Source organism: Fodinibius sp. Rm-B-1B1-1 (genome assembly GCF_038594945.1).
GTDB lineage: Bacteria > Bacteroidota > Rhodothermia > Balneolales > Balneolaceae > Fodinibius > Fodinibius alkaliphilus.
The window spans coordinates 705,909-730,999 of record NZ_JBCFYD010000002.1 but is presented as its reverse complement, the minus strand read 5'-3'; the positions used below and the strand labels follow the sequence as shown (position 1 = coordinate 730,999).

General features: G+C 40.4%; 20 protein-coding genes. 5 read left to right on the top strand and 15 right to left on the bottom strand.

Annotated features, from left to right (window positions below; translation table 11 throughout):
• Positions 1 to 48: 48 nt before the first annotated feature.
• The 4 genes from AAFH98_RS10470 (at position 49) to nuoH (ending at position 4,733) form a co-directional block, all read left to right on the top strand.
• Positions 49 to 600, top strand: a complete 552-nt coding sequence (locus AAFH98_RS10470) for an NADH-quinone oxidoreductase subunit NuoE family protein (RefSeq protein WP_342522658.1) — start codon at positions 49 to 51, stop codon at positions 598 to 600.
• The gene (gene nuoF, locus AAFH98_RS10465) at positions 600 to 1,889 is read left to right on the top strand and encodes an NADH-quinone oxidoreductase subunit NuoF (protein ID WP_342522657.1); all 1,290 of its coding nucleotides are present in this window, start codon (positions 600 to 602) and stop codon (positions 1,887 to 1,889) included. The genes AAFH98_RS10470 and nuoF overlap by 1 nt, the downstream gene beginning before the upstream one ends.
• A gap of 88 nt (positions 1,890 to 1,977) precedes the next feature.
• Positions 1,978 to 3,711, top strand: a complete 1,734-nt coding sequence (locus AAFH98_RS10460; RefSeq protein WP_342522656.1) for an NADH-quinone oxidoreductase subunit G — start codon at positions 1,978 to 1,980, stop codon at positions 3,709 to 3,711.
• A gap of 11 nt (positions 3,712 to 3,722) precedes the next feature.
• On the top strand, positions 3,723 to 4,733 hold the full coding sequence (gene nuoH / locus AAFH98_RS10455) for an NADH-quinone oxidoreductase subunit NuoH (RefSeq protein ID WP_342522655.1): 1,011 nt from the start codon (positions 3,723 to 3,725) through the stop codon (positions 4,731 to 4,733).
• Between the two features lie 71 nt (positions 4,734 to 4,804).
• On the opposite strand, the gene AAFH98_RS10450 is transcribed toward nuoH, so the two are convergent.
• The 15 genes from AAFH98_RS10450 to AAFH98_RS10380 form a co-directional block, all read right to left on the bottom strand.
• Positions 4,805 to 5,914, bottom strand: coding sequence for an NAD-dependent epimerase (locus AAFH98_RS10450; protein WP_342522654.1), 1,110 nt, complete (start codon positions 5,912 to 5,914; stop codon positions 4,805 to 4,807).
• Between the two features lie 181 nt (positions 5,915 to 6,095).
• On the bottom strand, positions 6,096 to 7,283 hold the full coding sequence (gene rffA, locus AAFH98_RS10445; protein WP_342522653.1) for a dTDP-4-amino-4,6-dideoxygalactose transaminase: 1,188 nt from the start codon (positions 7,281 to 7,283) through the stop codon (positions 6,096 to 6,098).
• Between the two features lie 35 nt (positions 7,284 to 7,318).
• Positions 7,319 to 8,251: a glucose-1-phosphate thymidylyltransferase RfbA gene (gene rfbA / locus AAFH98_RS10440; protein ID WP_407935506.1), complete on the bottom strand. Its 933-nt coding sequence runs from the start codon at positions 8,249 to 8,251 to the stop codon at positions 7,319 to 7,321.
• Between the two features lie 8 nt (positions 8,252 to 8,259).
• The gene (locus AAFH98_RS10435) at positions 8,260 to 9,459 is read right to left on the bottom strand and encodes a TDP-N-acetylfucosamine:lipid II N-acetylfucosaminyltransferase family protein (RefSeq protein WP_342522652.1); all 1,200 of its coding nucleotides are present in this window, start codon (positions 9,457 to 9,459) and stop codon (positions 8,260 to 8,262) included.
• Positions 9,456 to 10,157, bottom strand: a complete 702-nt coding sequence (locus AAFH98_RS10430; RefSeq protein ID WP_342522651.1) for a WbqC family protein — start codon at positions 10,155 to 10,157, stop codon at positions 9,456 to 9,458. Before AAFH98_RS10430 ends, AAFH98_RS10435 begins: the two co-directional genes overlap by 4 nt.
• Positions 10,158 to 10,162: 5 nt before the next feature.
• Positions 10,163 to 10,882, bottom strand: coding sequence for a NeuD/PglB/VioB family sugar acetyltransferase (locus AAFH98_RS10425; protein ID WP_342522650.1), 720 nt, complete (start codon positions 10,880 to 10,882; stop codon positions 10,163 to 10,165).
• A 397-nt stretch (positions 10,883 to 11,279) separates the two neighbouring features.
• Positions 11,280 to 12,050, bottom strand: coding sequence for a nucleotidyltransferase family protein (locus AAFH98_RS10420; protein WP_342522649.1), 771 nt, complete (start codon positions 12,048 to 12,050; stop codon positions 11,280 to 11,282).
• A 2-nt stretch (positions 12,051 to 12,052) separates the two neighbouring features.
• Complete coding sequence (locus AAFH98_RS10415; protein ID WP_407935505.1) at positions 12,053 to 13,360, bottom strand: NAD(P)H-dependent oxidoreductase; 1,308 nt, start codon at positions 13,358 to 13,360, stop codon at positions 12,053 to 12,055.
• Between the two features lie 51 nt (positions 13,361 to 13,411).
• Positions 13,412 to 14,620, bottom strand: a complete 1,209-nt coding sequence (gene lhgO, locus AAFH98_RS10410) for an L-2-hydroxyglutarate oxidase (protein ID WP_342522647.1) — start codon at positions 14,618 to 14,620, stop codon at positions 13,412 to 13,414.
• Positions 14,613 to 15,413, bottom strand: a complete 801-nt coding sequence (gene rfbF, locus AAFH98_RS10405) for a glucose-1-phosphate cytidylyltransferase (RefSeq protein WP_342522646.1) — start codon at positions 15,411 to 15,413, stop codon at positions 14,613 to 14,615. The genes lhgO and rfbF overlap by 8 nt, the downstream gene beginning before the upstream one ends.
• Before the next feature lie 190 nt (positions 15,414 to 15,603).
• Positions 15,604 to 17,322 carry an ABC transporter ATP-binding protein gene (locus AAFH98_RS10400; protein WP_342522645.1) on the bottom strand — a complete coding sequence of 573 codons (1,719 nt, stop codon included), beginning with the start codon at positions 17,320 to 17,322 and terminating at the stop codon, positions 15,604 to 15,606.
• Between the two features lie 122 nt (positions 17,323 to 17,444).
• Positions 17,445 to 17,975 (bottom strand): hypothetical protein, encoded by a 531-nt coding sequence (locus AAFH98_RS10395; RefSeq protein WP_342522644.1) that lies wholly within the window; start codon positions 17,973 to 17,975, stop codon positions 17,445 to 17,447.
• Positions 17,976 to 18,024: 49 nt separating this feature from the next.
• Positions 18,025 to 20,364, bottom strand: coding sequence for a GumC family protein (locus AAFH98_RS10390; protein ID WP_342522643.1), 2,340 nt, complete (start codon positions 20,362 to 20,364; stop codon positions 18,025 to 18,027).
• A 53-nt stretch (positions 20,365 to 20,417) separates the two neighbouring features.
• A complete protein-coding gene (locus AAFH98_RS10385) occupies positions 20,418 to 22,334 on the bottom strand; it encodes a polysaccharide biosynthesis protein (RefSeq protein ID WP_342522642.1) in 1,917 nt (638 codons plus the stop codon).
• Between the two features lie 288 nt (positions 22,335 to 22,622).
• Complete coding sequence (locus AAFH98_RS10380) at positions 22,623 to 23,834, bottom strand: DegT/DnrJ/EryC1/StrS family aminotransferase (RefSeq protein ID WP_342522641.1); 1,212 nt, start codon at positions 23,832 to 23,834, stop codon at positions 22,623 to 22,625.
• Positions 23,835 to 24,348: 514 nt separating this feature from the next.
• On the opposite strand from AAFH98_RS10380, the gene AAFH98_RS10375 reads away from it, so the two are divergent.
• Entirely contained in the window at positions 24,349 to 25,080 is a 732-nt protein-coding gene (locus AAFH98_RS10375) for an outer membrane beta-barrel protein (protein ID WP_342522640.1), read from the top strand.
• Positions 25,081 to 25,091: the final 11 nt, after the last annotated feature.

The following is a 25,091-nucleotide window of genomic DNA, read 5'->3' as shown; positions in this document are numbered from 1 at the left end:
TTGAGCTAAACAAGCTCAACTTTTCGAAATATAAGATAGTAGAATTCAATGGCTGAATTGTCATTTACACAAGAAGAACTTGACGAAATAGAACGCCTCAAGGACAAGTTTCCTACGGCAAAAGCGGCTACGTTACGTGTTTTATGGTTGGCCCAGAATAAATACGGGCACGTAAAAGACGAAGTGCAAAACTTGGTGGCTGAAGCACTTGATGTACCTAAAGCCCATGTTCATGGAGTTGCTCGCTTTTATACACAGTATTACAAAGAAGAAAAAGGGAAATTTGTTCTTGATGTTTGTACCTGTCTTAGTTGCCAACTTTGTGGTGGCTATGATATTTTACATCACTTAGAAGACGAGCTGGGTATTCAAGCTGGTGAAACCACCGATGATGGCATGTTCACTGTTAATGAAGTAGAATGCCTCGGTGCCTGTGGATATGCTCCTATGCTTCAGGTCACAAATGGCGTATACGTCAATAATTTAACAAAAGAGAAAGTTGATACTCTTTTAGAAAATCTTAAGAACGGCAATATGCCTGAGTTTGAATCCAAGGCAATGCCGGAATTAGAAAAACGAAATCAAGCTGCCTCAGAATAATGGCTCAAGACTGGAAATCATTCGAACCACTACTTATTCCTGATATTCCCAATCTCCAAAAGATTGATGTATATGAGGAAAACGGTGGCTATGACGCTTTAAAGAAAATTTTTAATGACCAAAATACCTGGTCGCGTAAAAGTGTTGTTGAAGAAGTTAAACAAGCTAACATTCGCGGCCGTGGCGGCGCTGGGTTCAACGCCGGTCTAAAGTGGAGCTTTATGCCCGATCCCGACGGAGGCCCCCGCTACTTGGCCTGTAATGGTGATGAATCAGAACCGGGTACGTTTAAAGATCGCAAGATTTTTGAGTACAACCCGCACCTTTTTATTGAAGGGGCTTTGATTGCAGCCTATGCGATGACGATTGACACTATCTATGTATATATCCGAGGAGAGTACATTTCTTGGGTTGAGATGTTCCAGGAGGCCGTTAATGATGCCTATGAAAAAGGATATTTAGGTGAAAATATTTTAGGCACTGACATCTCAATTGATTTGGAGGTTACGTATGGTGCCGGAGCTTATATCTGTGGTGAAGAAACTGCTATGCTTGAATCGCTTGAAGGAAAACGCGGTTATCCACGAACAAAGCCTCCCTTCCCTGCTCAAAATGGATTATGGGGACGTCCTACCACCATCAACAATATTGAGACGTTAGCTAATGTACCGTTGGTGATCAATAACGGGGCTGACTGGTATGGAGATATTGGAGCCGAAGAACACCCTGGACCTGTACTTTATGGCATATCTGGCCATGTAAATCGCCCGGGAGTTTATGAATACCCAACGGGGGTTTCGGTAATGGATTTGATTAATGATGTAGCCGGTGGTATTCGCGGTGGAAAAGATTTGAAAGCTTTAATTCCAGGTGGATCTTCAACTCCCGTTCTCCGGGCCGATCAGCTTGAAGGTGTTACGATGAATTCTGATTCACTTAAAGATGCCGGATCCATGATGGGAACAGCTGGTATGGTGGTCATGGATGAAGATACCGACATGGTTGACGTATTGTGGCGTATTGCTCACTTTTATCATCACGAATCATGCGGACAATGTACGCCCTGCCGCGAAGGTACCGGTTGGTTAGAAAAGGTATTGAAGAAGATTAAAGACGGAGAAGGAGAAATGAAGGATCTTGATCTCCTTCTTGATGTAGGTAATCAGATGGAGGGCCGTACTATTTGTGCTCTTGCTGATGCCGCGGTATGGCCTGTGCGTCATACTATCAACCGTTTTAGAGATGAATTTGAAGCACGTTGTAAGAAATCTGTTCACGCTGTAGCGTGATCTAAATAACAAATCACAGATTACAAATTGTGATAGTCAATTAGTTGGCTATCGCAATTGCTTTGTGAATTGAAATTTATTCAACATTATGCCAGAAGTATTTATAGACGGTAAGCGTTACGAATATGAAGGACAACCAATGTTGCTCCAGTTTATTCTGGATCAGGGATTGGAAGTTCCATTTTTCTGTTATCATCCATCCATGTCGATTCCGGCAAACTGCCGGCAATGTATGGTTAAAGTGGGAACTCCTGTTAAAGATCGTGAAACGGGAGAATTTGAACTGGATGAAAATGGAGATCGTAAGATCCGTTGGTTTCCTAAGCCACAAACTTCCTGTTCTACCCCTCTGCAAGATGGCATGGTTGTACATACGCAGGAGACTTCCGAAGAGATTGCACGCGCTCAAAAGGATAATCTTGAATTTATTCTTATTAATCACCCGCTGGATTGCCCTATTTGCGACCAAGCCGGTGAATGTCCGCTGCAAATACAGACGTACAAATACGGACCGGAAGGCAGTCGATTTGAGGTTAAAAAAGTTCACAAACCGAAGCATGTTGACTTAGGACCTCGTGTTACATTGGATGCTGAACGATGCATTAATTGTACGCGCTGTGTACGTTTTACTGAGGAAATTAGCGAAACGAATCAGCTTACAATTGTTGACCGTGGGGATAGCAACTATCCAACGACGGCACCGGGAGAAACCTTTGATGATCCCTATTCAATGAATACGGTGGATATCTGTCCGGTTGGCGCGTTAACTTCTACCGATTTTCGATTTAAAGCTCGCGTTTGGGAAATGAATCAAACGCCAAGCATTGATATCACAAATGGGAAAGGCTGCAATATTGACCTTTGGACCCGCGATAATGAGGTTCTACGCATCACACCTCGACAAAATGAGGACGTCAATGATTACTGGATGCCTGATGCCGGTCGTGATGCGTATAAATTATTCAATGAAAACCGCGTTGATCGCCCGTCTATTACCCTCGATGAGAATAATCAGTCTAATACTTCTTGGAATAATGCAATTGAAACTTTTGCAGAGGTAATAGAAGCTAATGATCCGAGCGACATAACAATTGTTGGAAGCCCCCATGCTTCAGTTGAGGAAAATTATGTGTTTAACAAATTTTTCAACCTGCTGGGCGTCTCCAATGCGAAATTCACCCCCCATGTAATTCCGGGATCTGGGGATGGATTCTTAATCACTGATGACCAGGCACCTAATACAAATGGTTGCCGTGTTATTAATCTTGATGAAACCGATGATGGAGCTATCCAATCGGTGGTTTCGGATGCAAAAGTGGTTATTATATTGTCTGATGATTTAATAGGACGTGATGTTCTCACTTCATCAGATTTAGAATCCCCATACACTATCTCGCTCGCAACCAATATTAGTGACACTACAAAAGCTTCCGACTTGGTTATCCCGATCACTTGTGTCGCAGAACATGCTGCAAGCTATGTAAACGTGGATGGACGCATTCAGCGCTCCTATCCTGCCAAAGAAACGAAGTATACAAACCGCCGACTCAATTTAGAAATGTCGGAAGGTCGTTTAGATCGTTTTGGTACAAACTTTGACAACTGGGTAAGCGAAGAAAACAAGGTGGATTGCCTGCCCCTTTGGGAGTTTTTGAACAAACTGGCAGACCGCTTGGGATTGGAGTTTGAGTATAATCACTCTCGCGAAATTTTCACTGAACTGAGTAACTCGTTAGATGTTCTCAGTAATGTGTCTTATGATCGCATGGATGAAGAGAAAGGCGTTCAACTGCCCATCAAACAGAAAGAAGTTAAAGCATAAATAAAATTTTAATGGAACCAGTAACAACAACCTCATATATCGTTTTAGGAGTTGCCCTCTTTATGCTGTTGAACTCAGCAGCTATTGCCGTTTACGCCGAAAGACGTATTTCGGCAGCGATCCAAAATCGTTTGGGGCCTAACCGAGTTGGACCATACGGAATTTTACAGCCCCTGGCTGACGTAGTTAAGCTACTTTTAAAAGAAGATGTAACCCCGGCTCGTGGATTTAAGACTGTCCATGCCATTGCCCCTATGATTCCGGTCATTACCGCATTAATGACGGTAGCAGTTATCCCTTTTGGGGATGGGCTTTATGCCACAGATATCAATGCTGCAGTTCTTTATTTACTTGCTGTCAACTCATTAGGCGTTTATGGAGTTACACTTGGAGGATGGGCATCAAACAGTAAATACTCTCTATTGGGGGGATTACGCGCTGCCGCCCAAATGATTAGCTATGAATTGCCCATGGGTATGGCTATTGCTTCCTGTATTTTGTTTACAGGATCGTTAAGTATGATTGATGTTGTCAATTCGCAAGAAGTTTGGTGGAATATTTTCCGTAATCCCATTGGAGCTGTAATTTTTATTGTAGCTGCCTTTGCCGAAGCAAACCGAACCCCCTTCGATCTGGTTGAGGCCGAACAAGAACTCGTTGGTGGATTCCATACTGAATACAGTAGTATGAAGTTTGGAATGTTTTTTCTTGCCGAATATATGCACGTTGTTATTGGCAGTATGTTAATTACTACTTTCTTCTTTGGCGGTTACCACCTCCCCTTTGCAGGTTACTGGTTGCCAGAAATGAGTCCGATGGCAAAATCAATTTTAGATGTCTCGGTATTTACAGTTAAAACGCTCTTTTGGGCTTTTGTCTACATCTGGGTGCGATGGACCATTCCACGATTTAAGTATAACCAGGTGATGAAATTAGGTTGGAAACGCATGCTCCCGATCAGTATCCTTAACTTCATTGGATTAGCGATCATTATTTATGCATGGCATCATTACATAGCATAGACAAAAATTGTAGTAGGGATTAGATACCAAAGTAAAAAGGGGAAGAAAAATTAATTTCTTCCCCTTTTTCATTAGCCGTTAATTAGAGCTGCCTTCTCATCATCTACCGGTACTCTCTCTTTACTTTGTGGGATCAAATAATATTCTTTATACCACTTCACAAACTGTTCAATTCCCTTCTTATATCCCACCTGTGGATGGAAATTGATATACTCAAAAAGATCATCCACATCAGCCCACGTTTTGGGGACATCTCCAGGTTGTAAGGGAAGTAAATTTTTCTCGGCTCTAAAACCAAGCTGATGCTCAAGCTCATCAATAAAATCCATGAGCTTAACCGGACGACTATTGCCAATATTAAAGATACGGTAGGGAGCAAAACTTGTTGATGGGTCAGGTGCAAGCCCCGTCCATGATTTATTGGGGGTCGGTGGCTTTGGAACCAAACGTTTAATCCCCTCTACAATATCATCGATATACGTAAAATCTCGTTCCATATCCCCATAATTGAATACATCGATGGGCTTATCTTCAATTATGGCTTTAGTAAAAAGAAACAAAGCCATATCGGGACGTCCCCACGGACCATAGACCGTAAAAAAACGTAATCCGGTAGTGGGAATGCCATACAGATTAGAATAGGTATGCGCCATTAACTCATTAGCCTTTTTGGTAGCTGCATATAAGCTCATAGGATGATCTACATTGTCCTTGGTCGAAAACGGCATACTTGTATTTGCTCCATATACCGAGCTCGATGAAGCATAAATTAAGTGCCGCAAAGAATAATGACGAGCGGCCTCCAAGATATTCAGAAAACCTGAAATATTGCTATCAATATATTGATAGGGATCCTTTAAACTGTGCCGAACACCAGCTTGGGCAGCCAGATTTATTACCACATCAAACCCCTCTTGATGGAAGAGTTCGTTAATAACATCCTTATTTTCAAGATCCGCTTTAATAAATCGAAAGTTACCGATTGTTGAACTTTCAATAAGAATATTTTCTTCAACAGTCCCCTTGATGATTCCTAATTCATTTAAGCGATCATACTTTAATGAAGTTGAGTAGTAATTATTGATATTATCTAACCCTACAACCTCATGGTTTTCTTTAATTAAACTTCTTACTGTGTGAAACCCAATGAACCCCGCTACCCCAGTGACTAATATTTTCATAATGTATTTCTCTCTAACTAAAGTTATTTATTTCACCATGTACAGAGATCTCAAAAAACGTGCCAGCTTCTTATTTGATCATTAATACTCCAATTAGAGCTTTTCATAGGGAGCTACAACTGGTTGTATAGGCATTAATTACAAACACAATGCAGGCATGAGTAAATTTTACTCCCCCTATCTATGTCGACTTAGCTACTAACTTCTGATGTTTTCTATCCGTTATGATTGTCTCTTTCTTAAGGTTGATAGCTGTTAATGCCTTTATAACCTTCTCTTGTTCAGTATCCTCAAGCTCGAAGTATAACGGTAATCGTAGCAAACAATCCGAATAATAATCGCTCATAGGCAGTTCCTGATCAGTATCATATCCCTGCTGCTTGCAATAGGTACTGTTATAGAGGCTCAAATAGTGAGACACTGTGTGTATCTCCAGTAATTTCAAGCGGTCAATAACAAGCTGCCTATCAGCCTCCCTCTGGAAACACAAATAGTACATGTGAGCATTATTGCTGGCATAAAATGGAACAATTGGTTGGCGGATATTATTATAGTCTGCCCATGAACGTAGTTCCTTATGATAACGAAGCCATACTGATCTTCTCCGCTTTTGGATATCTTCGATATTCTCTAACTGAGCCCACAAGAATGCTGCCGTCATATCTGATGGCAAAAATGAAGAACCTGTATCTTTCCATTCATACTTATTTACTTCTCCCCTGAAAAATTCAGCTCTGTTTGTCCCCTTCTCCCAAATAATCTCTGCTCTCCCAACAAAGCGTTCATCATTTATTGCCAGCAACCCTCCTTCGCCCGAGATAATATTTTTAGTCTCATGAAATGAAAAGGCCGCCAAATGCCCTATACTACCTAATGGCTTCTCTTTATAAGTCGATTCTATAGCCTGTGCGGCATCTTCTATCACGATTAGATTATATTGATCGGCCAGATCCATTATTTTATCCATATCACAGGCCACCCCAGCATAATGGACGGGTACAATAGCTTTTGTTTTTGATGTGATAAGCGATTCCAAACATTCCTCAGCTATCCCGGGATGGTCACCTCTACTATCAGCAAAAACAATTTTGGCTCCCTGTCGAACAAATGCCAGTGCCGTTGATACAAAAGTATAAGACGGTACTATAATTTCATCACCAGGCTTTATACCAATTAGCAAAGCACACATTTCCAATGCATCTGTACATGAGGTAGTCAACAAAGCCTTTTTAAGATCATAGCGATCTTCAAAAAAGCTCTGACATTTCTTGGTATAAATTCCATTACCCGAAATCTTGCCCGAATATACCGCTTGGTACATATAATGCATCTCTTTGCCTGTCAAATATGGCTTATTAAATGGAATCATAGCTATTCTCCCTTTATTCTTTTGTCTTGCTAACCCTATACCATTTCTACAGCTGGATACGCTTCATTTTGTTGCCATTTATTTCTGTCATCATTAATCAATAACGACTTCAGATACTCTCCGTACCCATTCTTACACATATCACTGGCTAATCCCAGTAAATCACTATCATTAATCCACTTTCTGCGCCATGCTATTTCTTCGGGACATGATATTTTCAATCCCTGTCGTTTTTCAATAATCTCAACAAATTGTGAGGCTTCCTGCATAGCTGTATGTGTTCCAGTATCAAGCCAGGCAAAACCCCGTCCCAATACTTCAGCACGCAACTCACCTTGCTCTAAATACATTTTATTGATGGATGTTATTTCAAGCTCTCCCCGCTCCGATGGCCTCACCTGCTTCGCAAAATCCACCACCTGATGGTCATAAAAGTAAAGTCCTGTTATCGCAATATTACTTTTGGGAACCTTCGGCTTCTCTTCGATACTGAGTATGCGGTCAAACTTATCCACTTCTACAACACCAAACCGTTGCGGATCACTAACGCGATAGCCAAAAATCCGTGCACCCGAAAAATCATCCACTACATCTTCGAGCAGCGGACGAAATCCGTGACCATAAAAGATGTTATCTCCCAATATTAAACATACGTTGCTATTGCCGATAAATTCTTCACCAATAAGGAACGCCTGAGCCAATCCTTCGGGACGCGGTTGAACTTCGTATCGAATATGGATGCCCCATTCATAACCATCCCCGAGCAATCGCTCAAAACTGGCTTTATCTTCGGGCGTCGTTATAATTAAAATATCTCGAATTCCAGCCAGCATCAGTACAGACAGCGGGTAATAGATCATCGGCTTGTCATAAATAGGCATTAACTGCTTTGATATTCCCTTTGTGACCGGATATAAACGAGTACCTGAGCCCCCTGCTAAAATAATGCCCTTGCTTACCCCCCTCATCATTTTCTTCATAATGCCACCTCTTGCTGGTTTAACGTATTGTTATAATCAAAAATATCTTTAAACGCTTTTCGCATTTCTTCCACTAAAACAGCTGTACTTAACAACTCCTCTAATACAGCTCGATTATGCATCACCTGATTACTTGATAGGAGTTCGAATGGTTTCTTTTGGGATGTTAAATCTTCATCAATTAAAAAGATATGGCACCCTAATCCCTTAAAATATTCGTATACATTAGTAGTGTTTAAGAAAACCTTTGCGCCCATATACAGTGCAGCAATAATATTTCCCATCGCCTGTGGACGATAATGGTTCATTATCACAATACCACAATGACTTATCACCCGATTATATTCATCAATCGGAAGAAACTTATTTAGAGGCACAAACTGATCACCAAACAGTTTTTGTCCTTCATCCACAATAGCTTTGGCATATTTTTCAGACCCATAGCTTAAAGGGGTAATAATTTTTCTATCCCCCAGATTAATTGATGACAGAAGTTCAAAAGCTTCCAAATGATTATTCGTTGCAGAAGCTGAATTTCCCAGCAGGATGTCTTTTCCCTGTACCCTTAAATCTTTGTCACTGATAATAAAATCAATGGGATAGTAGCTGAAAGGAATATGCTGTACAAATGGGTTATATATTTTTTCGTTAATGTATTTCTGATATGATATCCCTGGCAACGACCCAAACACCTGCATTTGATACAAAATGTGTAATAAATCAACCTGCTTGGGATATTTATGATTACGGTATTTAATTTTTCGAAGAAGATTCTTTGCTCGTTCAATAAACGTTGTTTGAGAGGTGTTTTGATACAATTTTTTTGTCTCATCTCCCATTAACACTATATCCATCAAACCACTGTTATAGATCTCTCCTCCGTGGATAATCCCCATAAAACGATCTTTAAAAACAGCCGAAGAGTAGATAAGAGCATGTTCATTATTAAGTCCATGTAATACCGTAACTGAGTATTCTGAACTCCGGTCAGCAAGCTGCTTAATAGTAGATCGCGATATAATCTTAAATTCTGCTTTAGCAACTAATTTTTTATTTAGATAGCGAATCGGCGGATCGGCCGGTGGCTTAAGCACAACAAATCGATTTCGGTTGGGAAATGCTTTCTCAAATAAGTAGTACGCACCGTCGATGAATTTTTCGTCCTTGGTAATATGCAGTATCTCACCGTTGCTCATATTTCTACTTGTATAGCTGTTTTTAGGTAATCAAGCGCTTGGGGACCAGTATTGAACAATAAATCAAGTATTGAAACGGTATGGTCAAACTCCCCATACAATTGAGGATACTCTTTATAGTCCTCATAATTCATCCATTGTACGGTAATGCCCTCTTTGTTGAATAATCCTACATCTAAATATGCTTTGGCTGCCGGACCCGAAACATAAACATCAGCATTCGCCTGTTTACAAATTGATATCAATCGTTCAGTTCTATCACCTCTTGCATTATAATCCGTACTCCAGCTAAAAGAAGTTTTAATCCCTAATAGCTTAGTAATACCAACAAGGAAATGACGATTGATCTCACTTAACCGACTGAATGTCGCCTGCTCATACAGTCGTAAAATGTCCCGTTCCCAATAACTAAAAAATGGAGCTTGATTGTATATATGCCGAAGTATTTGCCAATGCTTTTCATTCCAGTCATTATCAGCAATGTCAACTTCATCAATACTATCACTTTGACTTCCGTGGACCGGTATAGTAAGCCATTTTGGCCCCTGAGGAGTTTTAATACGATTCCGATTCCGCCAATCCCGAGTGGTATACTGCACTTCGTCGTAGAGAACAAACTCATCGACCTCTGCAATGAAATCGAAATAACCTTTCCAGGGAATATAATTGGATTGCGATATAGCTATTGTTTTGCTCACTGGTATTAGCTGTTGGTGATAAATAACGTTTTCGATACATTCTCGACCACATCTTTAGAATGCTTTTTACCATTTCCATTGAGGTGATTAATGGGCTTAGCCGGATTGCCAATAACAGTCGTATTATCTGGCACATCTTTAGTTACAACAGCTCCCATTCCCACCACACAATTTTTCCCGATGCTAACATTATTTCTGATCAGCGCTTTTGCGCCAATAAATGTCTTATCCCCAATATTTACATTGCCCATAATTCCAACATTAGGACCTATAAAACAGTAATCCCCGATGTCGCAGTTGTGACTAACAATTGATTGCTGACGGACAATTACATTTTTTCCGAAATGGACGCCGGCTCCGACAATAACTTGTGGAGAAATGATAGAACCGGCTCCAACAGTAATGGTATCCAAATCGATATCCGGTGGTTCAGGAAAGATAAGCGTGCAAATTTTAGCATTATGACGATCAATTTTTTTAGCCACCGCTTCCATTTTATCAGTCGATGAAGCCACGTTATTGAAAAAATAATATCCCTGTTCAACAAAAGCGGAAATCGAAGTCTCATCACCAATAATGGGATAACCATGATAACTAACCTCTTCTCCAAAAAGGCTGTCATCCAGATACCCCGCTATTTGCCACTCTTCTCCTCTCATATTTAAATATTTAACCAAACTTGTAATAGACGGATAACCGCATCCATATATCAATAACTTTTTCATAGAGATCCCTCTTTTTATCAAATTAAAACCAACGTATTACCCCAATAAACCACTCAGCATAAATGACTCTCGTAATTTACCTGATCATTAAATGGAACTGCCTCATAATCTGAAACCTTCCTCTTTTCTTATATACAATTGTCATGCCAACTCTAATACAACTTGTAGTACTTATAGAGGAGAATTCAAGATGCATTATATATACTTTGTGTACTGTTTTCTCCTGCTAACATTTTTCTTTTTGAAACTTCCTTATATCAGAAATGACTTCATGAATGCTATAGGGTTTTATTTACTTTCTTTTGAGTAATAATTACTCGAACTATTCTCTAATCACCTTAAAAGCAATCACTTATACGGATAAAGAAATACCTTATTTCTTCTTGGCAACCAACCCCTAAAAAACATCCATCCAGCTTTGATCTCGTATAGTACTAAGCTCTTCAGGTGTTCCAATATCAAGGAAAGATCCAGAATCAAATGTTACATATGAGGTCTTCATTTTTGAATGAATAGCTGCTCTTACAACTTCTCCAATATGTAACTCTTGTTGACCTTTAGGGGACACATTTGCGGAAAGAAAATCATGGAGAAATTCCGTAAAGGCAGGCGTCCAAAGTGCAATGATCCATGTATAAGAAAGGGATGTTTGTTCAGGTTTAATGACAATATCCTGCAACTCATTTTTGCCATCCAACGAAACCATGTCTGCCTTGTGTGGCTTCTGGGTTTTGAAGAGTCCCAAAACCAGGTCAGCATCGGTTCTCTCCTGCTTTTGGAGTAATTGTTGAAATGCATCAACAGGCCTAAATATAATATCAGGAAAACCCAGGAATACTATGCTATCTTTTATAAATCCATAACTTTTATCCAGGGTAAAGGGCACTCCACTCGTAGATCCAGTGACAATATAAGCTAATGGTAGTTCAATAGCTTTATCATTTGCTAACGTCTCAGGAATATCCCATTTACCCTCTCTTAATATCACATAAGCTTTATCAGTGCCAGCTTTTTGAAAACTGTCAATCAAAAATGAGGCTACCGGTTTACGGTATCCATCCGCTAACATTACCGGGAATACCTCTTTGCTTACTGAAATTTGTGATGAAATACGCCGGGCAAATCCGGCTGCTGGAATCAACCCGACTACAGGCAATGATGCACACATAGTTATTCAATTGCCATGTTCTTAGAAAAAAAGGATCGCTGTTCCGCTAACAACTGATCTATTAACCGACCTTCAGGCAGCTCCACGTCTTGATAACACAACACCTCGTCTTTATTAACATCCCGTTTCAATATGCAATCTTCGGCAGCCCCTAATGGCAATAACTGCTCTTCGGTAACAACTTCCGAGTTTTCACACATCCCATAAGTCATATAGAATCCAATTCCATCAATCTTTTGGCCAGCTTTTAGATCTCTCTTAGCCACTGCCACTACTTCTACCTGTGGAGCAGATACAGGTGCAATGGTGGCATCGTTAAATAACATTGCCCGGGCAACAGTATTGGGTACTTCGAAATGACATAAGTGAAAAGGAGTATAAAAACAGTAAAACGGACCATCGCCCAGCTTATAAAGCTTTAAATAATGCTGCTGCAAAGGGTGATCGCAAGTTCCTACGATGAAAATGCCTGGCCCTGGCTCGGCGCCTACTATATAGTCAACAATTCCGGCTTCGAAAGTAAACGCTTCATCAGGGTACGATTTTATAGCTTCTGTTATAGCAGTACCGGCATCAACAGTTGGCCCATACATACCCCTTTTTGCCACTTTCATTTCCGTAGCATTAGCAATCACCGCCTGTTCAAATGAAATTTTACTGCCATCAGCAAAGGACGTGACCATAGCTGCATTTTGTCCCCATTTATTTGCAAACTCTTTTTGCGTTTGTGGATTTCGGTACGGATCATGCAACCCCTTAATGTTCCCACACAGCACTGGTTTAATCCCCACTCCTTTGATGAACCGATAGAGATTCATAATTACCCCCGGTTGATCGCCATCAATATCAGTAAAAATAACGCCAGCTTTATCGGCATATATTTTTAAAATGGGACCCACCGTACCGTCAAGTTCCGCATTTACAATCACATGTTTTCGATGCTCAATAGCAGAAAGAACAACCTGAGCCCCAAAAGATATATTTCCCGTTGCCTCGATGATTACATCAATTCTATCAGACTTACATAACAAAAATGGGTTGTTCGTCACACAGGTTTTGCCATGCTGTATAGCTGCATCCAACACTATCTGTGATTCTACTTCTACCACATCATCGATACCCACTTCATCACAAAGCCGAATTGCATTTTCTGGTGTTCGATTTGCAATAGCAACCAAACGCATTCCAACAGCTGCAGACACAAACTGCAAAGCAACCCCACGAGCAAAAAAACCAGCCCCAACAATACCTACCTTAATAGGAGTATCAGCTTTTTCAAGCATTTCCAACTTTTTATCCGTAATAATCATAGATGTACTCACAAGCTAAAACGTTAAACCATTACTTCTATAAGAAGATATTTAAACTGCTACTCCCGTAGATTGATGTTTCATTACATAGTCGGCTATTTGGTCTCCGATTTCGAGTGATGCCGTTGCAGCCGGTGAAGGTGCATTGCATACGTGGATGGTTCTGCCATGATATTTGATCAAGAAGTCATCTACCAAGCTTCCATCCCTATTCAACGCCTGTGCCCGTACACCAGAGTTGGATGGAACCAGATCTTCTTCTCGTATTTCGGGAATTAACTTTTGGAGACTTTTCACAAATTGAGACTTTGACAGCGACCGGTGCAATTCTCGAAATCCCTCCCGCCAATGTTTACCAGCGAGTTTCCAAAAACCGGGATATGTTAATGCACTCCAGGCATCTACAAAGTCAAAAGAATACTTCGAGTAGCCCTCCCTTTTTAAACTAAGCACAGCGTTGGGACCGGCATGGATACTACCATCAATCATTCGCGTAAAGTGAACTCCCAGAAATGGAAAGCTTGGATTAGGTACTGGATAGATCAGGTTATTCACAAGATGTCGGCGTTCGTCAACAATTTCGTAGTATTCGCCCCGAAATGGAACAATGCGATGCTGGACATTTGCTCCCGTCTCATTTGCTATCCGATCGCTCTGTAAGCCCCCGCAATTGATAATATATCTTCCCTTGAAACGACAATTTTGAGTTCTAACCTCACAACTTGTTTCACCACATTTGATTCCCTTAACATATTGATTGAAACCGATCTCAACGCCATAATCTTTTAACCGATCAACAAGCACTTCGGCAACGTTTTTATAACTGACAATCCCAGCTTCTGGCACATACAAAGCTGCCTTTCCCGTTACATGCGGCTCCCGCTCGGCAAGCTCTTCTTCTGTAATCTTGCGAACATTAAGCCCATTCTGTATTCCTCGCTCTTGTAGGATATCTAAATAAGGAAGCTCATCCTTATTGGTAGCAACAATAACTTTTCCACATTGCTCATACTTAATACCATGGTCTTTGCAGAATTGAATCATCCGTACACTTCCACGGGTCGCAAGTTCGGCTTTTTTGCTACCCGGTTTATAGTATATCCCTGAATGTATAACTCCACTATTTCTACCGGTTTGATGGGCAGCCGGGTGAGACTCCTTCTCCAATATCAGAATAGCCGATGCCGGATTCCTTTTTTTGATAGCATAAGCCGTAGACAGCCCAACGATGCCGCCCCCAACAATGATAAAATTATACATATATTTGCTCTTTCGGTTGTTCCCAAATTTTCCATGGACATTGACCGGAACTCCACAAATCTTCTAAGACATTTTTATCCCGCAACGTATCCATACACTCCCAGAACGAATCGTGTCGGAAGGCACAGAGTTCTCCTTTTTTAGCCAACTGTTCCATCGGTTCACGCTCAAATACAGTTGCATCTCCTGCTATATAATCAAATATGGTCGGCTCTAAGACAAAAAAGCCACCATTGATCCAGGCATCATCCTGTTTTGGCTTTTCTCGAAATGAGTTAATTTTATATTCTCCTGAACTTAACCGAAATGCTCCAAATCGTCCTGTTGGCTGTACGGCCGTAACCGTAGCAATGTTTTTATGGCTATTATGAAATTCAATTAAGTTCGTGATATTGACATCACTAACTCCATCTCCATATGTAAGACAAAACGTTTCGTTACCTATATATTCTCTTACTCTTTTTAATCGCCCGCCAGTCATTGTACCATTGCCAGTATCAATTAGCGTAACCCGCCACGGCTCAACATCATTTTGCAAAACTGTCATCTCATTCTTCCGTAAATCAAAAGAGATATCGGAGCGATGCAGAAAGTAATTGGAAAAATATTCTTTAATCACATACCCTTTATATCCACAACAAATGATAAAATCATTCACTCCATAATGGGAATATATTTTCATGATATGCCACAATATCGGCTTTCCTCCTATCTCCACCATCGGCTTAGGACGAACGCTCGTCTCTTCACTTAACCGTGTACCAAATCCCCCTGCAAGAATTACTGCCTTCATTGGAAACCCCCGTTTTTTTTATTCATCTTGTTTTAACACTCTCAACTACCAATAGGAATTCAAATAATGTGCCAGTAGTACATAAATATCTAATTGTTTAACAATTAGGAGTTCTAAGGCTATTTCTCTCTTTCCCCGAAATCATTACCGAGTAAATATTTCACCCTCTCCCAGCTTTTTACCCACTCTTCTACTGCTCAAGAGCCATTTCTTTAAATAGAATATTCGACCGAACCAGATCTTCGTAAGCCCCTTCTTCTACGATCTTACCCCCTTCCATAAAATAAAGCGTATCACAATTCTTGACCGTAGTAAGCCGGTGTGCAATCATAATTAATGTCCGCTCTCCTTTTAATGACTCTATAGCCTGGGTGATCTGTCGTTCTGTAATATTATCCAGTGCCGAGGTCGCTTCATCCATAACCAATACTTCAGGCTCATGGTAAAGAGCACGGGCAATCCCTACTCGCTGCCGTTGCCCCCCTGAAAGTCTTGTGCCATGTTCACCAATAATAGTATCTAATCCCTCCGGCAATTGCTCAACCAATGAGTTGAGTTGTGCAAGCTCTACAGCTTTTAGCACTTGTTGATTATTGATTTCTTCTTTTGGAATACCAAAAGCTATATTTGAACGCAGGGTCTCATCTGCCAAGTAAATGCTTTGTGGGATATACCCGATGTTTTTTTGCCACGCTGATATATTCTGCCTGATATCCACTCCATCAACAGCAATTGCACCCTCATCGGGTTCAAGGAGTCCCAGAATTAAATCTACTATTGTTGTTTTTCCAGCCCCTGAGGATCCAACAAACCCAACCGCCCGCCCCTTGGGAATCGTTAGTGAAATATTTTGTAAAGCATGCACTTCACTATCGGGATAACAATAACTTACATTTTGGATCTCAATACTATGGCGCAGTGATAGCTGTATATCTTTTTTCCGATCTTTAACAAATGCCTTAGTAGCAGATTCTAACTCTTTCAAATCATTGTAAATAGGATCCAGCGATACCATATTATACCGGAGCCGAGTATACATTGTCGCCAATTGCTGGATGGAGGGCATCAACCGTACAGTGGCCATCGCAAAAAGAGTTAATATAGGAATGATAGCTCCCATTGGACGATCCTGCCATACCAACAATACGGCAATAAGCAGCATCCCCAAAACCGCGGTAGTTTCAACAACGGGACGTGGTATCTGTTGGATAAATCGCAAATAAGCCATAAGACGCGTGCTGTAATAGGCCTCCCGCCGAAATTTTTCAATAAAATCATCCTCTCGGTTCAATACCCGCGCTTCTTTTATACCACCTAAGCCTTGATTTACGGCCTTAATCATTTCTGCACGTCTCACCTGTTCCTCTTCCCCATACTCTTTCATTTTTCGTTTGTTTAACAAGATAAACGTACCCGCACCAAATCCCGATAAAGCGATAACAAGGAGCGTAATAAGTGGTTCTACGGTAAACAGAAAAGCCAAAATAGCCAATGTTACCACCCCCTCTCGACCCATCATCAGTATATTGGTTATAACACTATTAATAAGCACGTTTATTTCCTGGCTGATATTTCGAAGTAGTTCAGCGGTATTTCTTTTCAAATGAAATACATACGGAGCTTGCATATAGGAGCGCATTAGCTCAAAACTAATCTGATAACGGCGATTGAAAATAAAGCGTGCTTCGAAATAGTTAAATATTATGATATAGCCTCCCTTGATGATAAAAATACCCAATAGCAGTGCTGATCCCCATATAAGCAGATCTTGAGCATTCGTGATATCTAAAAAGCCTATCAGCGGTTGCAACCATTCTGCATTGAGTACGCGTCCAGGATCAGCAACTATGGCTACAAAAGCAGGAATCATCCCAATACCTGCCACTTCAAGCGCCGCGGCCACAAGCATGAGTAAAAATAGAATAAAGAGCTTAATAACATCTCTTTTAGATAGTATATAAATGAACTTTCGAATGGTTGTTATCACGTTATCGCACCAAGGATTAAATATTTATTAGCTATATATAGCTGTTAATTGTTGCCGCGTAAATTTTCTATCAATAAAAATGAGGTAGCGATAACTCCCACCACTGGCGCTACAACCCCCACATAATCGGTAAATGATGGCTTACGGCGGACCTGTACACTTACGATGTCGTTGTTTTGTAAATCGAACTCAAACATTCTAACAGGTTCCGGATCATGGTATCGATATCGAAACATAGCCACTTCTACTAATTTTCTTTGCTTATTGTAGCGGGATACTTTTACTTCGATCTGTGTTTTAGACCAGTCAATATTTGACTCATTTCCCCGTAGTTGGGTATAGCCAAAACTAAATGAAAGCAATTCAGGGATATTAGTGCCCTCAGGCACGATATATCGCCCTGAACTTCCCACATCTCCCCAAACATTTACTGAATCGGCCAGCTCTCCAATTTCGGCCACACGTATATACCGATCCCCCATTCCCTCGGCCACTTGTTGAGCCATTGCCCCCATAGGCCATTGAATAAGCAGGGCAAAAACCGGTACAAACAGATAAATAATTTTTCTTCTCATGGTTGTTTTTCTTAATAGGATAATAATAGTATCAGGTAATAGAACTTTTTTATTTAACATAAGTCTCGTAATTGGTATACAACGAGTGGTAATAGCCCGAGCCATAGTAATTGCTCGTTTCTTTGCGATAGTCAAAATCATTTAAGACTACCCCAATTACATTTGCTTGTATCTGCCCAAGCTCTTCTAAAGTACGTCGCAACATGCCCTTATTTGTTTTTCTGTATTTTGCAACGACGACAGTAGCTTCAGCATTTTTCAGAATAGCAGTAGAATCACTGATAATACCAAATGGTGGGGTATCGAGAATGATGACATCATAGGTTTCTTCCATCTTTTTCATCAACTGACGGAACAACAGGCTGCTACCCAATACTTCCGGATTATGGGAATTTTGGCCTGCTTCAATAACGTGAACATTTTTTTGATCAGTCTCCTGAATCAATTTTTCAAAAGCCAAATTACCTTCCAAATAATCAGATAATCCCTTTTTAGTCGTAAGACCAAAGTATTTACCGACTTGCGGTCGGCGAAAATCTGCTCCGATAAGCACTGTCTTAAACCCTTCTTCAGCAAAGGCAATTCCAAGATTAGCCGCGATAGTAGATTTTCCATCTCCTTTTTCGGGACTTGTAATCGCAATTGATTTCGGAGGTACATCTCCATATTGATAGATAATATTATTTTTCAATCTTCGTATGGCTTCAGCAGATATGCTGTCTCGATTTTGCATAAGTACCAATTCGGCAGGAACTTTTCCTTGCCCTACTTTAAACGACTTTCGCTTGCGGCGAGATATTTTGTCAAATGAGGGTACCACCGTAACTGATGGCAGATACATTGTTTTCAACTCACCCACATCATTCACACTATTATCACGGAACTCTTTAATAAAAATGAATCCAGCCGAAACCAACCCACCAAGCATTACCCCCAATAAAAGTAGTATCTTTTTATTGGGACTTACCGGATTGGAAGGGACTTGACCAGGATCGATAATGCGGCCAAAACCAAATTGTGATTGTTTCCAGACTGACATATCAGCAAACTGGCGGGAGATATTTACATAAAGTTCTTCATTAATTCGTACATCACGCTGTAGCTTCGCCAACTCCACTATATCATCAGGTAACGAATTAATATCCGTGTTCATCTCATCTCGGTATTGCTCAAGTGCTTCTATTTGTGAGGCCAATTGGTTTTGCTCAATACGCAGCTCCACAAGTCGTGCCTGCAAATTTGAAACGATTTGTGCCCGATCCTCACTATCCATACCCAGGTATTCATCATTTTCTGTAAAGAGCTGATCTGAAAGCATTTGGATCTCATCTTTGAGACGTGCAATCTGTTTATCCAAATACTGTAACCTTGCCGGCAAAGGATTTCGGTCTAAAACTCCAGGGTTCTTTGAAATAATGAGCGTTCGCTCCCGCTCATAACGGGCTAGGTCTTCTTGCGCATTTCTTATTTTAGGGCCCACTGCATTCGTAAATTGCTCATTAAGCCCCGGCTTCACCTGGTTAAGCTGCTCCTCATAATTTCCGATAGTTTCTTCGACAGTTTGTAAATCCAGCCTCAACCGTCGAAGCTCAAGCTCAGTATCAGCCTGCTGTTGAACCATGCCCGTTGTCTGCTCATTAACCTGTACAATACCCGTATTATCCATATAGTTACGCAGACGTCTTTCCGATTCATCCAGCTTTTGCTTCACTTCTGCTTTTTCTTTTTCCAAGAATTCGGCCGTAGATGTTGCAGCCTGTCGATTTTGACGCGTAGAATTTTCTACATATATCTTCATCGCAAGATTTACAATTTCTGTAGCCTCTCGTGGTGAGGTACTACTAAAGGCGACTTGAACAACATCTGACTTCTCTTCAGGTAAGATAAAAGTGAGATTATTCTTTATACGAGAAGTCACTACAGCTTCACTAGCCCGATAGCTTTCTCCATTTTCATCTGTAACCCAAAAAATGGGCAGCTCATATAACTGATCTGGTTCATTTTCGGTAAGGCGATTTGCTACTTGCTCTGAAAAAGTTCTCGATTGCAATACCTGTAATTCATTCTCGAGCGTAGAACTTGTTCCATAGCCTGTCGCTTGAGAAATTATTTGAGAAAGCTCATCATTACGTGCCTCCCCATTAGAGCTAATCATCAATAGTCCCCTGCTTTCGTACACTGGTTCAATGGTATCAGCATAGAACCACGCGCCGGTGCCGCCTGCAATTAGAAAAAAGATTACCAGCCATTTATATCGCATTAACAAAGCGATAATTTGCTTGGGATCCAGTCCATTGCTTTCAGTACCTGATGGTGTGAAATGGGGGACGTACTCAAACTTGGATAAGCTATTTGAACTGTTATTATATTTTTGAATTGAATCTGACATTGCCGTTTCCTGAATTACATTGTTTAGAGCTATGAGAATAGCTATTTAAAAAATTATCCTATCAATAATGGTTCATCTGCCTTCTTGAGGTTTTCACTTGGCCTTTTTCCTTCTTTTTCTTTGAAGGAATAGGTTGGCACTAATGATTTTAGTAACGCCCGTATTGAAGATGAATCTTGATTTTCAAGGGCTCCAAAAAGTTGATCTATGCGGGTCTCCAACATTGTAGCCGAAAGCTTCCGGCTACATATGGCTTTAAATATTTCTTTATGCTGTGTTTCTATCACTCCTTCTTCTGCATTTAAGAGTTCTTCAAACAACTTTTCCCCGGGGCGTAATCCCGTAATTTGAATTTGTATATCCCGATATGGTTCAAGTCCGTGCAAGCGAATAAGTTCTTTTGCCATATCGAGTATCTTAACTGGTTCGCCCATGTCAAGCACAAAAACCTCTCCCCCATTACCAATAGCACCAGCCTGCATCACAAGCAATACAGCTTCGGGTATCGTCATAAAATATCGCATCATCTTAGGATCAGTAATCGTTACCGGTCCACCATTTTTTATCTGATTAATAAAAAGTGGTACCACAGATCCCCGAGACCCCAAAACATTTCCAAAACGTACTGACATAAATTTTGTACCGCACGTACCGTTATAAGACATACAGATTTCTTCGGCAACTCGTTTTGTTGCTCCCATAACATTGGTCGGGTTCACGGCCTTATCTGTAGAAACCATAATAAATCGTTCTACATCATGCTTACAAGCAAGCGAGGCCAACAAACGGGTTCCACCAACATTAACCTTAATTGCCTCTCCCGGAAAGCTTTCCATCATGGGAACATGCTTATATGCTGCTGCATGAAAAATGATATCCGGTTTATACAATGCCAACACTTTATCAATTTTTCTACTGTCCGTAATACTTGCTACACAGGGGATAACTCTTGTTTCTTTGTTTTTAAACTCGTTTTCAATATAGAATAACTCTGTTTCATCAATATCGAGCGCTATTAACTTGGCAGGCTTTAAATTTGCACACTGCCTAACCAGCTCACTACCAATAGAGCCCCCGCCCCCTGTTACCAACACTATTTTATCACTGATGCTTTCTTTAATTGAGTGCAAATCAATTTCTACCGGTTCACGTCCTAATACGTCTTCAATACTGATCTCTCGTACATGCTCAAAGCCAACCGGATCATCCGTTAACGAGTGGAATGAGGGCAATACTTTGATATCAATTTCGGGTCGGATGGTCTTTACTTGATCAATAATCTCTTTCAAATCTTTCTTTGGATACTGTGGGTATGCTACGATAAGCTGATCTACCGGATGTACTTTAATGTATTCAAACATACTCTCTTTACCTCCTAAAATACGCACACCATGTAATAATAACCCTGGCATCACGCGGTCATCGAAAATACCATAAACTGATACCTTCCACTGTTCATTCGTCAAAATATCCCGCAAAATCTGTTCACCTTCACTTTCACCACCAAATATTATGGCGTGTTTATTTTCTTTATTCTGAGATTTTATTAATCCGTAATACATTCGCTTGCTTATACGAAATCCCCCAACTGTAAGAACAGCATTAGATAAAACCAGTGTTACAAAGGTTGCTTCATAGCTATCCATCCCAACAGCAAATTGAGCCACTCCTAAAGCAATACCTCCGCCCAACGTAATGCCAAGAATAATCCGGCCCAGATCATTTAAACTGGTATAACGCCAGTTGACCATATACATCCGAAATACAATTAATCCAAACAATACAGATCCGACTATAATAAGGGTATGAGCTATTGGAAATGCTTTTTGTGATGCTCCAAATGGAATTAACAATCCATAAACAATCACTGCTGACAAAAAGAGTGAAGCCGTATCTCCCACCAGTAGAAATATCCCTCTCGTATATTTATTCAAGTATTTAGGCTTTGTTTCAAATGTTACACTACTCATAAAATTCCTCCCCTTTTTCTCCATGATGTTCTTTCCCTATTACCTGTTACAATAGTTATGCCAAAACGTTAAGTGTGAATCAACAACCTATAACTTTATTCAAAAGCGTCATTTTATAGACCTCAGGGATTCTGATAATCGATCCCAACTGAAAAAAACGAAATGGCGTACATTGCAGGTCTTGCTATCATGGATAGTTAACGTGTTATTTTTATCATCGTCACGAGTAAATATTACGCGACCTTTGTTCTCTATTATTATCTAAGATCATCTTGGATGTTCGGCCGATTATACGACCACTCGTTTTGTTGAGAGAACAGCCTTTATTGCTGAACAAACCTCTTCCCTTTGATCATCAGTAAGGTTGCTGCCCGAAGGCAAACATAATCCATATTCAAAGAGTTGATCCGACACTCCTGCTCCGTAATAAGGATACTTCTCATAAAGCGGTTGTTGATGCATGGGTTTCCAAAGCAAGCGCGACTCAATGTTTTGAGCCTCCAAAGCCAAACGAATATCGTTATTAGTAATACCTCCTGTCTCATCGGGATGTACCAACAGCGTTGTTAACCAACGATTGCTAACATAACGCTCCGGCTCCTTTAAAAAGTAAAGTCCCGTATCAGAATATCCGGTAAATCCTACAGAGTTATTTTCAGGATTAGAATCGAGCCAACTTCCATTGAGGAAATCGAAATAATCTTGATGATTTTTTCGACGAACGCGTACCCGTTCATCCAACACTTCCATCTGTCCCCGGCCAATGCCTGCCACAATATTACTCATCCGATAATTATAACCCAGCTTGGAATGCTGGTAATGAGGAGCATCATCTCGTGCCTGTGTAGCAATAAACCGGGCTTTATTAATTACTTCTCCATCATCGGCAAGTAATGCACCACCTCCCGATGTTGTAATAATTTTATTTCCGTTAAAAGAAAGCACTGAAAATTGACCCAAAGCCCCACATTTTTTATCCCCCAATGTAGATCCCAGCGCTTCTGCAGCATCTTCTATTACTGGAATATTATATTTACTTGCGACTTCTATAATTCGATCCATTGGGGCGGGCATTCCATACAAGTGCACTACAATGATAGCTTTGGGAGTCCCTTTTTTACGGATACGATCCTGAATAGCTTTTTCCAACAAATCGGGATCCATATTCCAGGTCGTAGTCTCCGAATCCACAAATACGGGTTTTGCCCCTTGGTACAAAATAGGATTAGCCGATGCTGCAAATGTTAATGATTGACAGATAACTTCGTCCCCGGCCTCCACCCCACATAGCATTAAAGCCAAGTGAATAGCAGCAGTTCCCGAAGTTACGACTGCAGCATGTGCTCGACCTGTGTAATTTTGTAGATCTCGTTCAAAACCGTCCACATTTTCTCCCAATGGAGCAATCCAGTTTTTCTCAAAAGCATCATTTATATAGTTAATCTCATTACCGCCCATATGCGGTGAGGATAAGTAAATACGAGCACCGGCTTTTTTCATATCGCTATTGTTACAAAATCTTTTGTTACTGTTGTCCGCTTACCGCAGTTTTGCTTAAGTAGATACAATAGCTATGCCAACAGGTGCCAAAACATATTTTATGCTGGTATAACGTTCAGAACCGCATAATTATACCGCTTGTTGTTTCTTTAACCGTCACCTTTACAAGTGGTGTGAGTAATTATTACGTATTTTTTTTAAAATCGTATCGTTAAGTGCAGCTACGAAATTACTGAGTATATTACTTCATACTCACTAAAAAGCTGCCGCCGTTGATAAAAATTATGATAGCTATCTATACGAAAAGCTGTCGATTTCTTATTCTATAAAAAATGATGTTCATCATAGGAAATTTAAATTTCTCGAAGCAATTTGGACCTATTCTTGCATAAGTAAGAGTAACGAAACACTTACATCAGTGGCGGATTGGGCTTTAAATTTGAGACATAGAACAATCAACGTTCGTGATACTGAAAACAAGAATATCAACAGACCTATAAAATTAAAACGTACGATGAGCAGCATTCGAGCGATTTTATTAACGACATTCATCATTATCCTCATTATTATTTCAGGATTTACTAACAATGCGAAAGCACAAAATATAGACTGGGGACCTACGGCGGGGCTCACGGTTAGTTCTCACCTCAACAAATTTTGGTTTATCGAAGATGATATCCGCATCCGATTAAATCCTGATGTTGCGGTAGGTTATCAACTTGGTCTGATAGGACGGGCAAATATCAGTTCTACTCTTCGTATTCAGTTAGAGCCATCCATAATACTTTTAGGTGCCAAATACGATGACTCTTTTACGTTAAGAGGAGTCGAATTTGAAACAGATAGTCGAACAGAATTAACCTATATTCAGCTTCCTTTGTTGCTCCAACTCTCCACAGCTGAAAATCAATATAACGTATATGGTCGTAAGCGTTCTATTACCACCTATCATATTTCGGGGGGACTCTTTGGTGGATATTTATTGGATGCCCGATTTGAAGGAACAAATAGAGGCGCTCCTATCGGCATTGAATTCGAAGGGGGATTTTCTAATGATGTAACGCCTCAATATTCTAATTATGATGTAGGTCCTATGCTTGGATTGGGACTTGAACGCGGTCATTACAATAAGGTTGGATTTGAAACAAGAGCTCAGTTTTCAATCATTGATTCTGGTAGCGAAAAACTATTTTTCTTTCGACCTCAAAACATCGCATTAACATTCTCGTTGTATGTTTTGTTTTAAAAACAAGGGAA

Bases quoted from the DNA above. Each gene is read 5' to 3' on its own strand.
- rfbA (WP_407935506.1), bottom strand. From the start codon at position 8,251: ATGAGGGGGGTAAGCAAGGGCATTATTTTAGCAGGGGGCTCAGGTACT.
- AAFH98_RS10375 (WP_342522640.1), top strand. From the start codon at position 24,349: ATGAGCAGCATTCGAGCGATTTTATTAACGACATTCATCATTATCCTC.
- lhgO (WP_342522647.1), bottom strand. From the start codon at position 14,620: ATGTATAATTTTATCATTGTTGGGGGCGGCATCGTTGGGCTGTCTACG.
- AAFH98_RS10390 (WP_342522643.1), bottom strand. From the start codon at position 20,364: ATGTCAGATTCAATTCAAAAATATAATAACAGTTCAAATAGCTTATCC.
- AAFH98_RS10460 (WP_342522656.1), top strand. From the start codon at position 1,978: ATGCCAGAAGTATTTATAGACGGTAAGCGTTACGAATATGAAGGACAA.
- AAFH98_RS10380 (WP_342522641.1), bottom strand. From the start codon at position 23,834: ATGAAAAAAGCCGGTGCTCGTATTTACTTATCCTCACCGCATATGGGC.
- rfbF (WP_342522646.1), bottom strand. From the start codon at position 15,413: ATGAAGGCAGTAATTCTTGCAGGGGGATTTGGTACACGGTTAAGTGAA.
- AAFH98_RS10385 (WP_342522642.1), bottom strand. From the start codon at position 22,334: ATGAGTAGTGTAACATTTGAAACAAAGCCTAAATACTTGAATAAATAT.
- AAFH98_RS10415 (WP_407935505.1), bottom strand. From the start codon at position 13,360: ATGATTATTACGGATAAAAAGTTGGAAATGCTTGAAAAAGCTGATACT.
- AAFH98_RS10470 (WP_342522658.1), top strand. From the start codon at position 49: ATGGCTGAATTGTCATTTACACAAGAAGAACTTGACGAAATAGAACGC.
- rffA (WP_342522653.1), bottom strand. From the start codon at position 7,283: ATGATTCCATTTAATAAGCCATATTTGACAGGCAAAGAGATGCATTAT.
- AAFH98_RS10400 (WP_342522645.1), bottom strand. From the start codon at position 17,322: ATGCTTGTGGCCGCGGCGCTTGAAGTGGCAGGTATTGGGATGATTCCT.
- nuoH (WP_342522655.1), top strand. From the start codon at position 3,723: ATGGAACCAGTAACAACAACCTCATATATCGTTTTAGGAGTTGCCCTC.
- AAFH98_RS10420 (WP_342522649.1), bottom strand. From the start codon at position 12,050: ATGTGTGCATCATTGCCTGTAGTCGGGTTGATTCCAGCAGCCGGATTT.
- AAFH98_RS10395 (WP_342522644.1), bottom strand. From the start codon at position 17,975: ATGAGAAGAAAAATTATTTATCTGTTTGTACCGGTTTTTGCCCTGCTT.
- AAFH98_RS10425 (WP_342522650.1), bottom strand. From the start codon at position 10,882: ATGAAAAAGTTATTGATATATGGATGCGGTTATCCGTCTATTACAAGT.
- AAFH98_RS10435 (WP_342522652.1), bottom strand. From the start codon at position 9,459: ATGAGCAACGGTGAGATACTGCATATTACCAAGGACGAAAAATTCATC.
- AAFH98_RS10450 (WP_342522654.1), bottom strand. From the start codon at position 5,914: ATGAAAATATTAGTCACTGGGGTAGCGGGGTTCATTGGGTTTCACACA.
- nuoF (WP_342522657.1), top strand. From the start codon at position 600: ATGGCTCAAGACTGGAAATCATTCGAACCACTACTTATTCCTGATATT.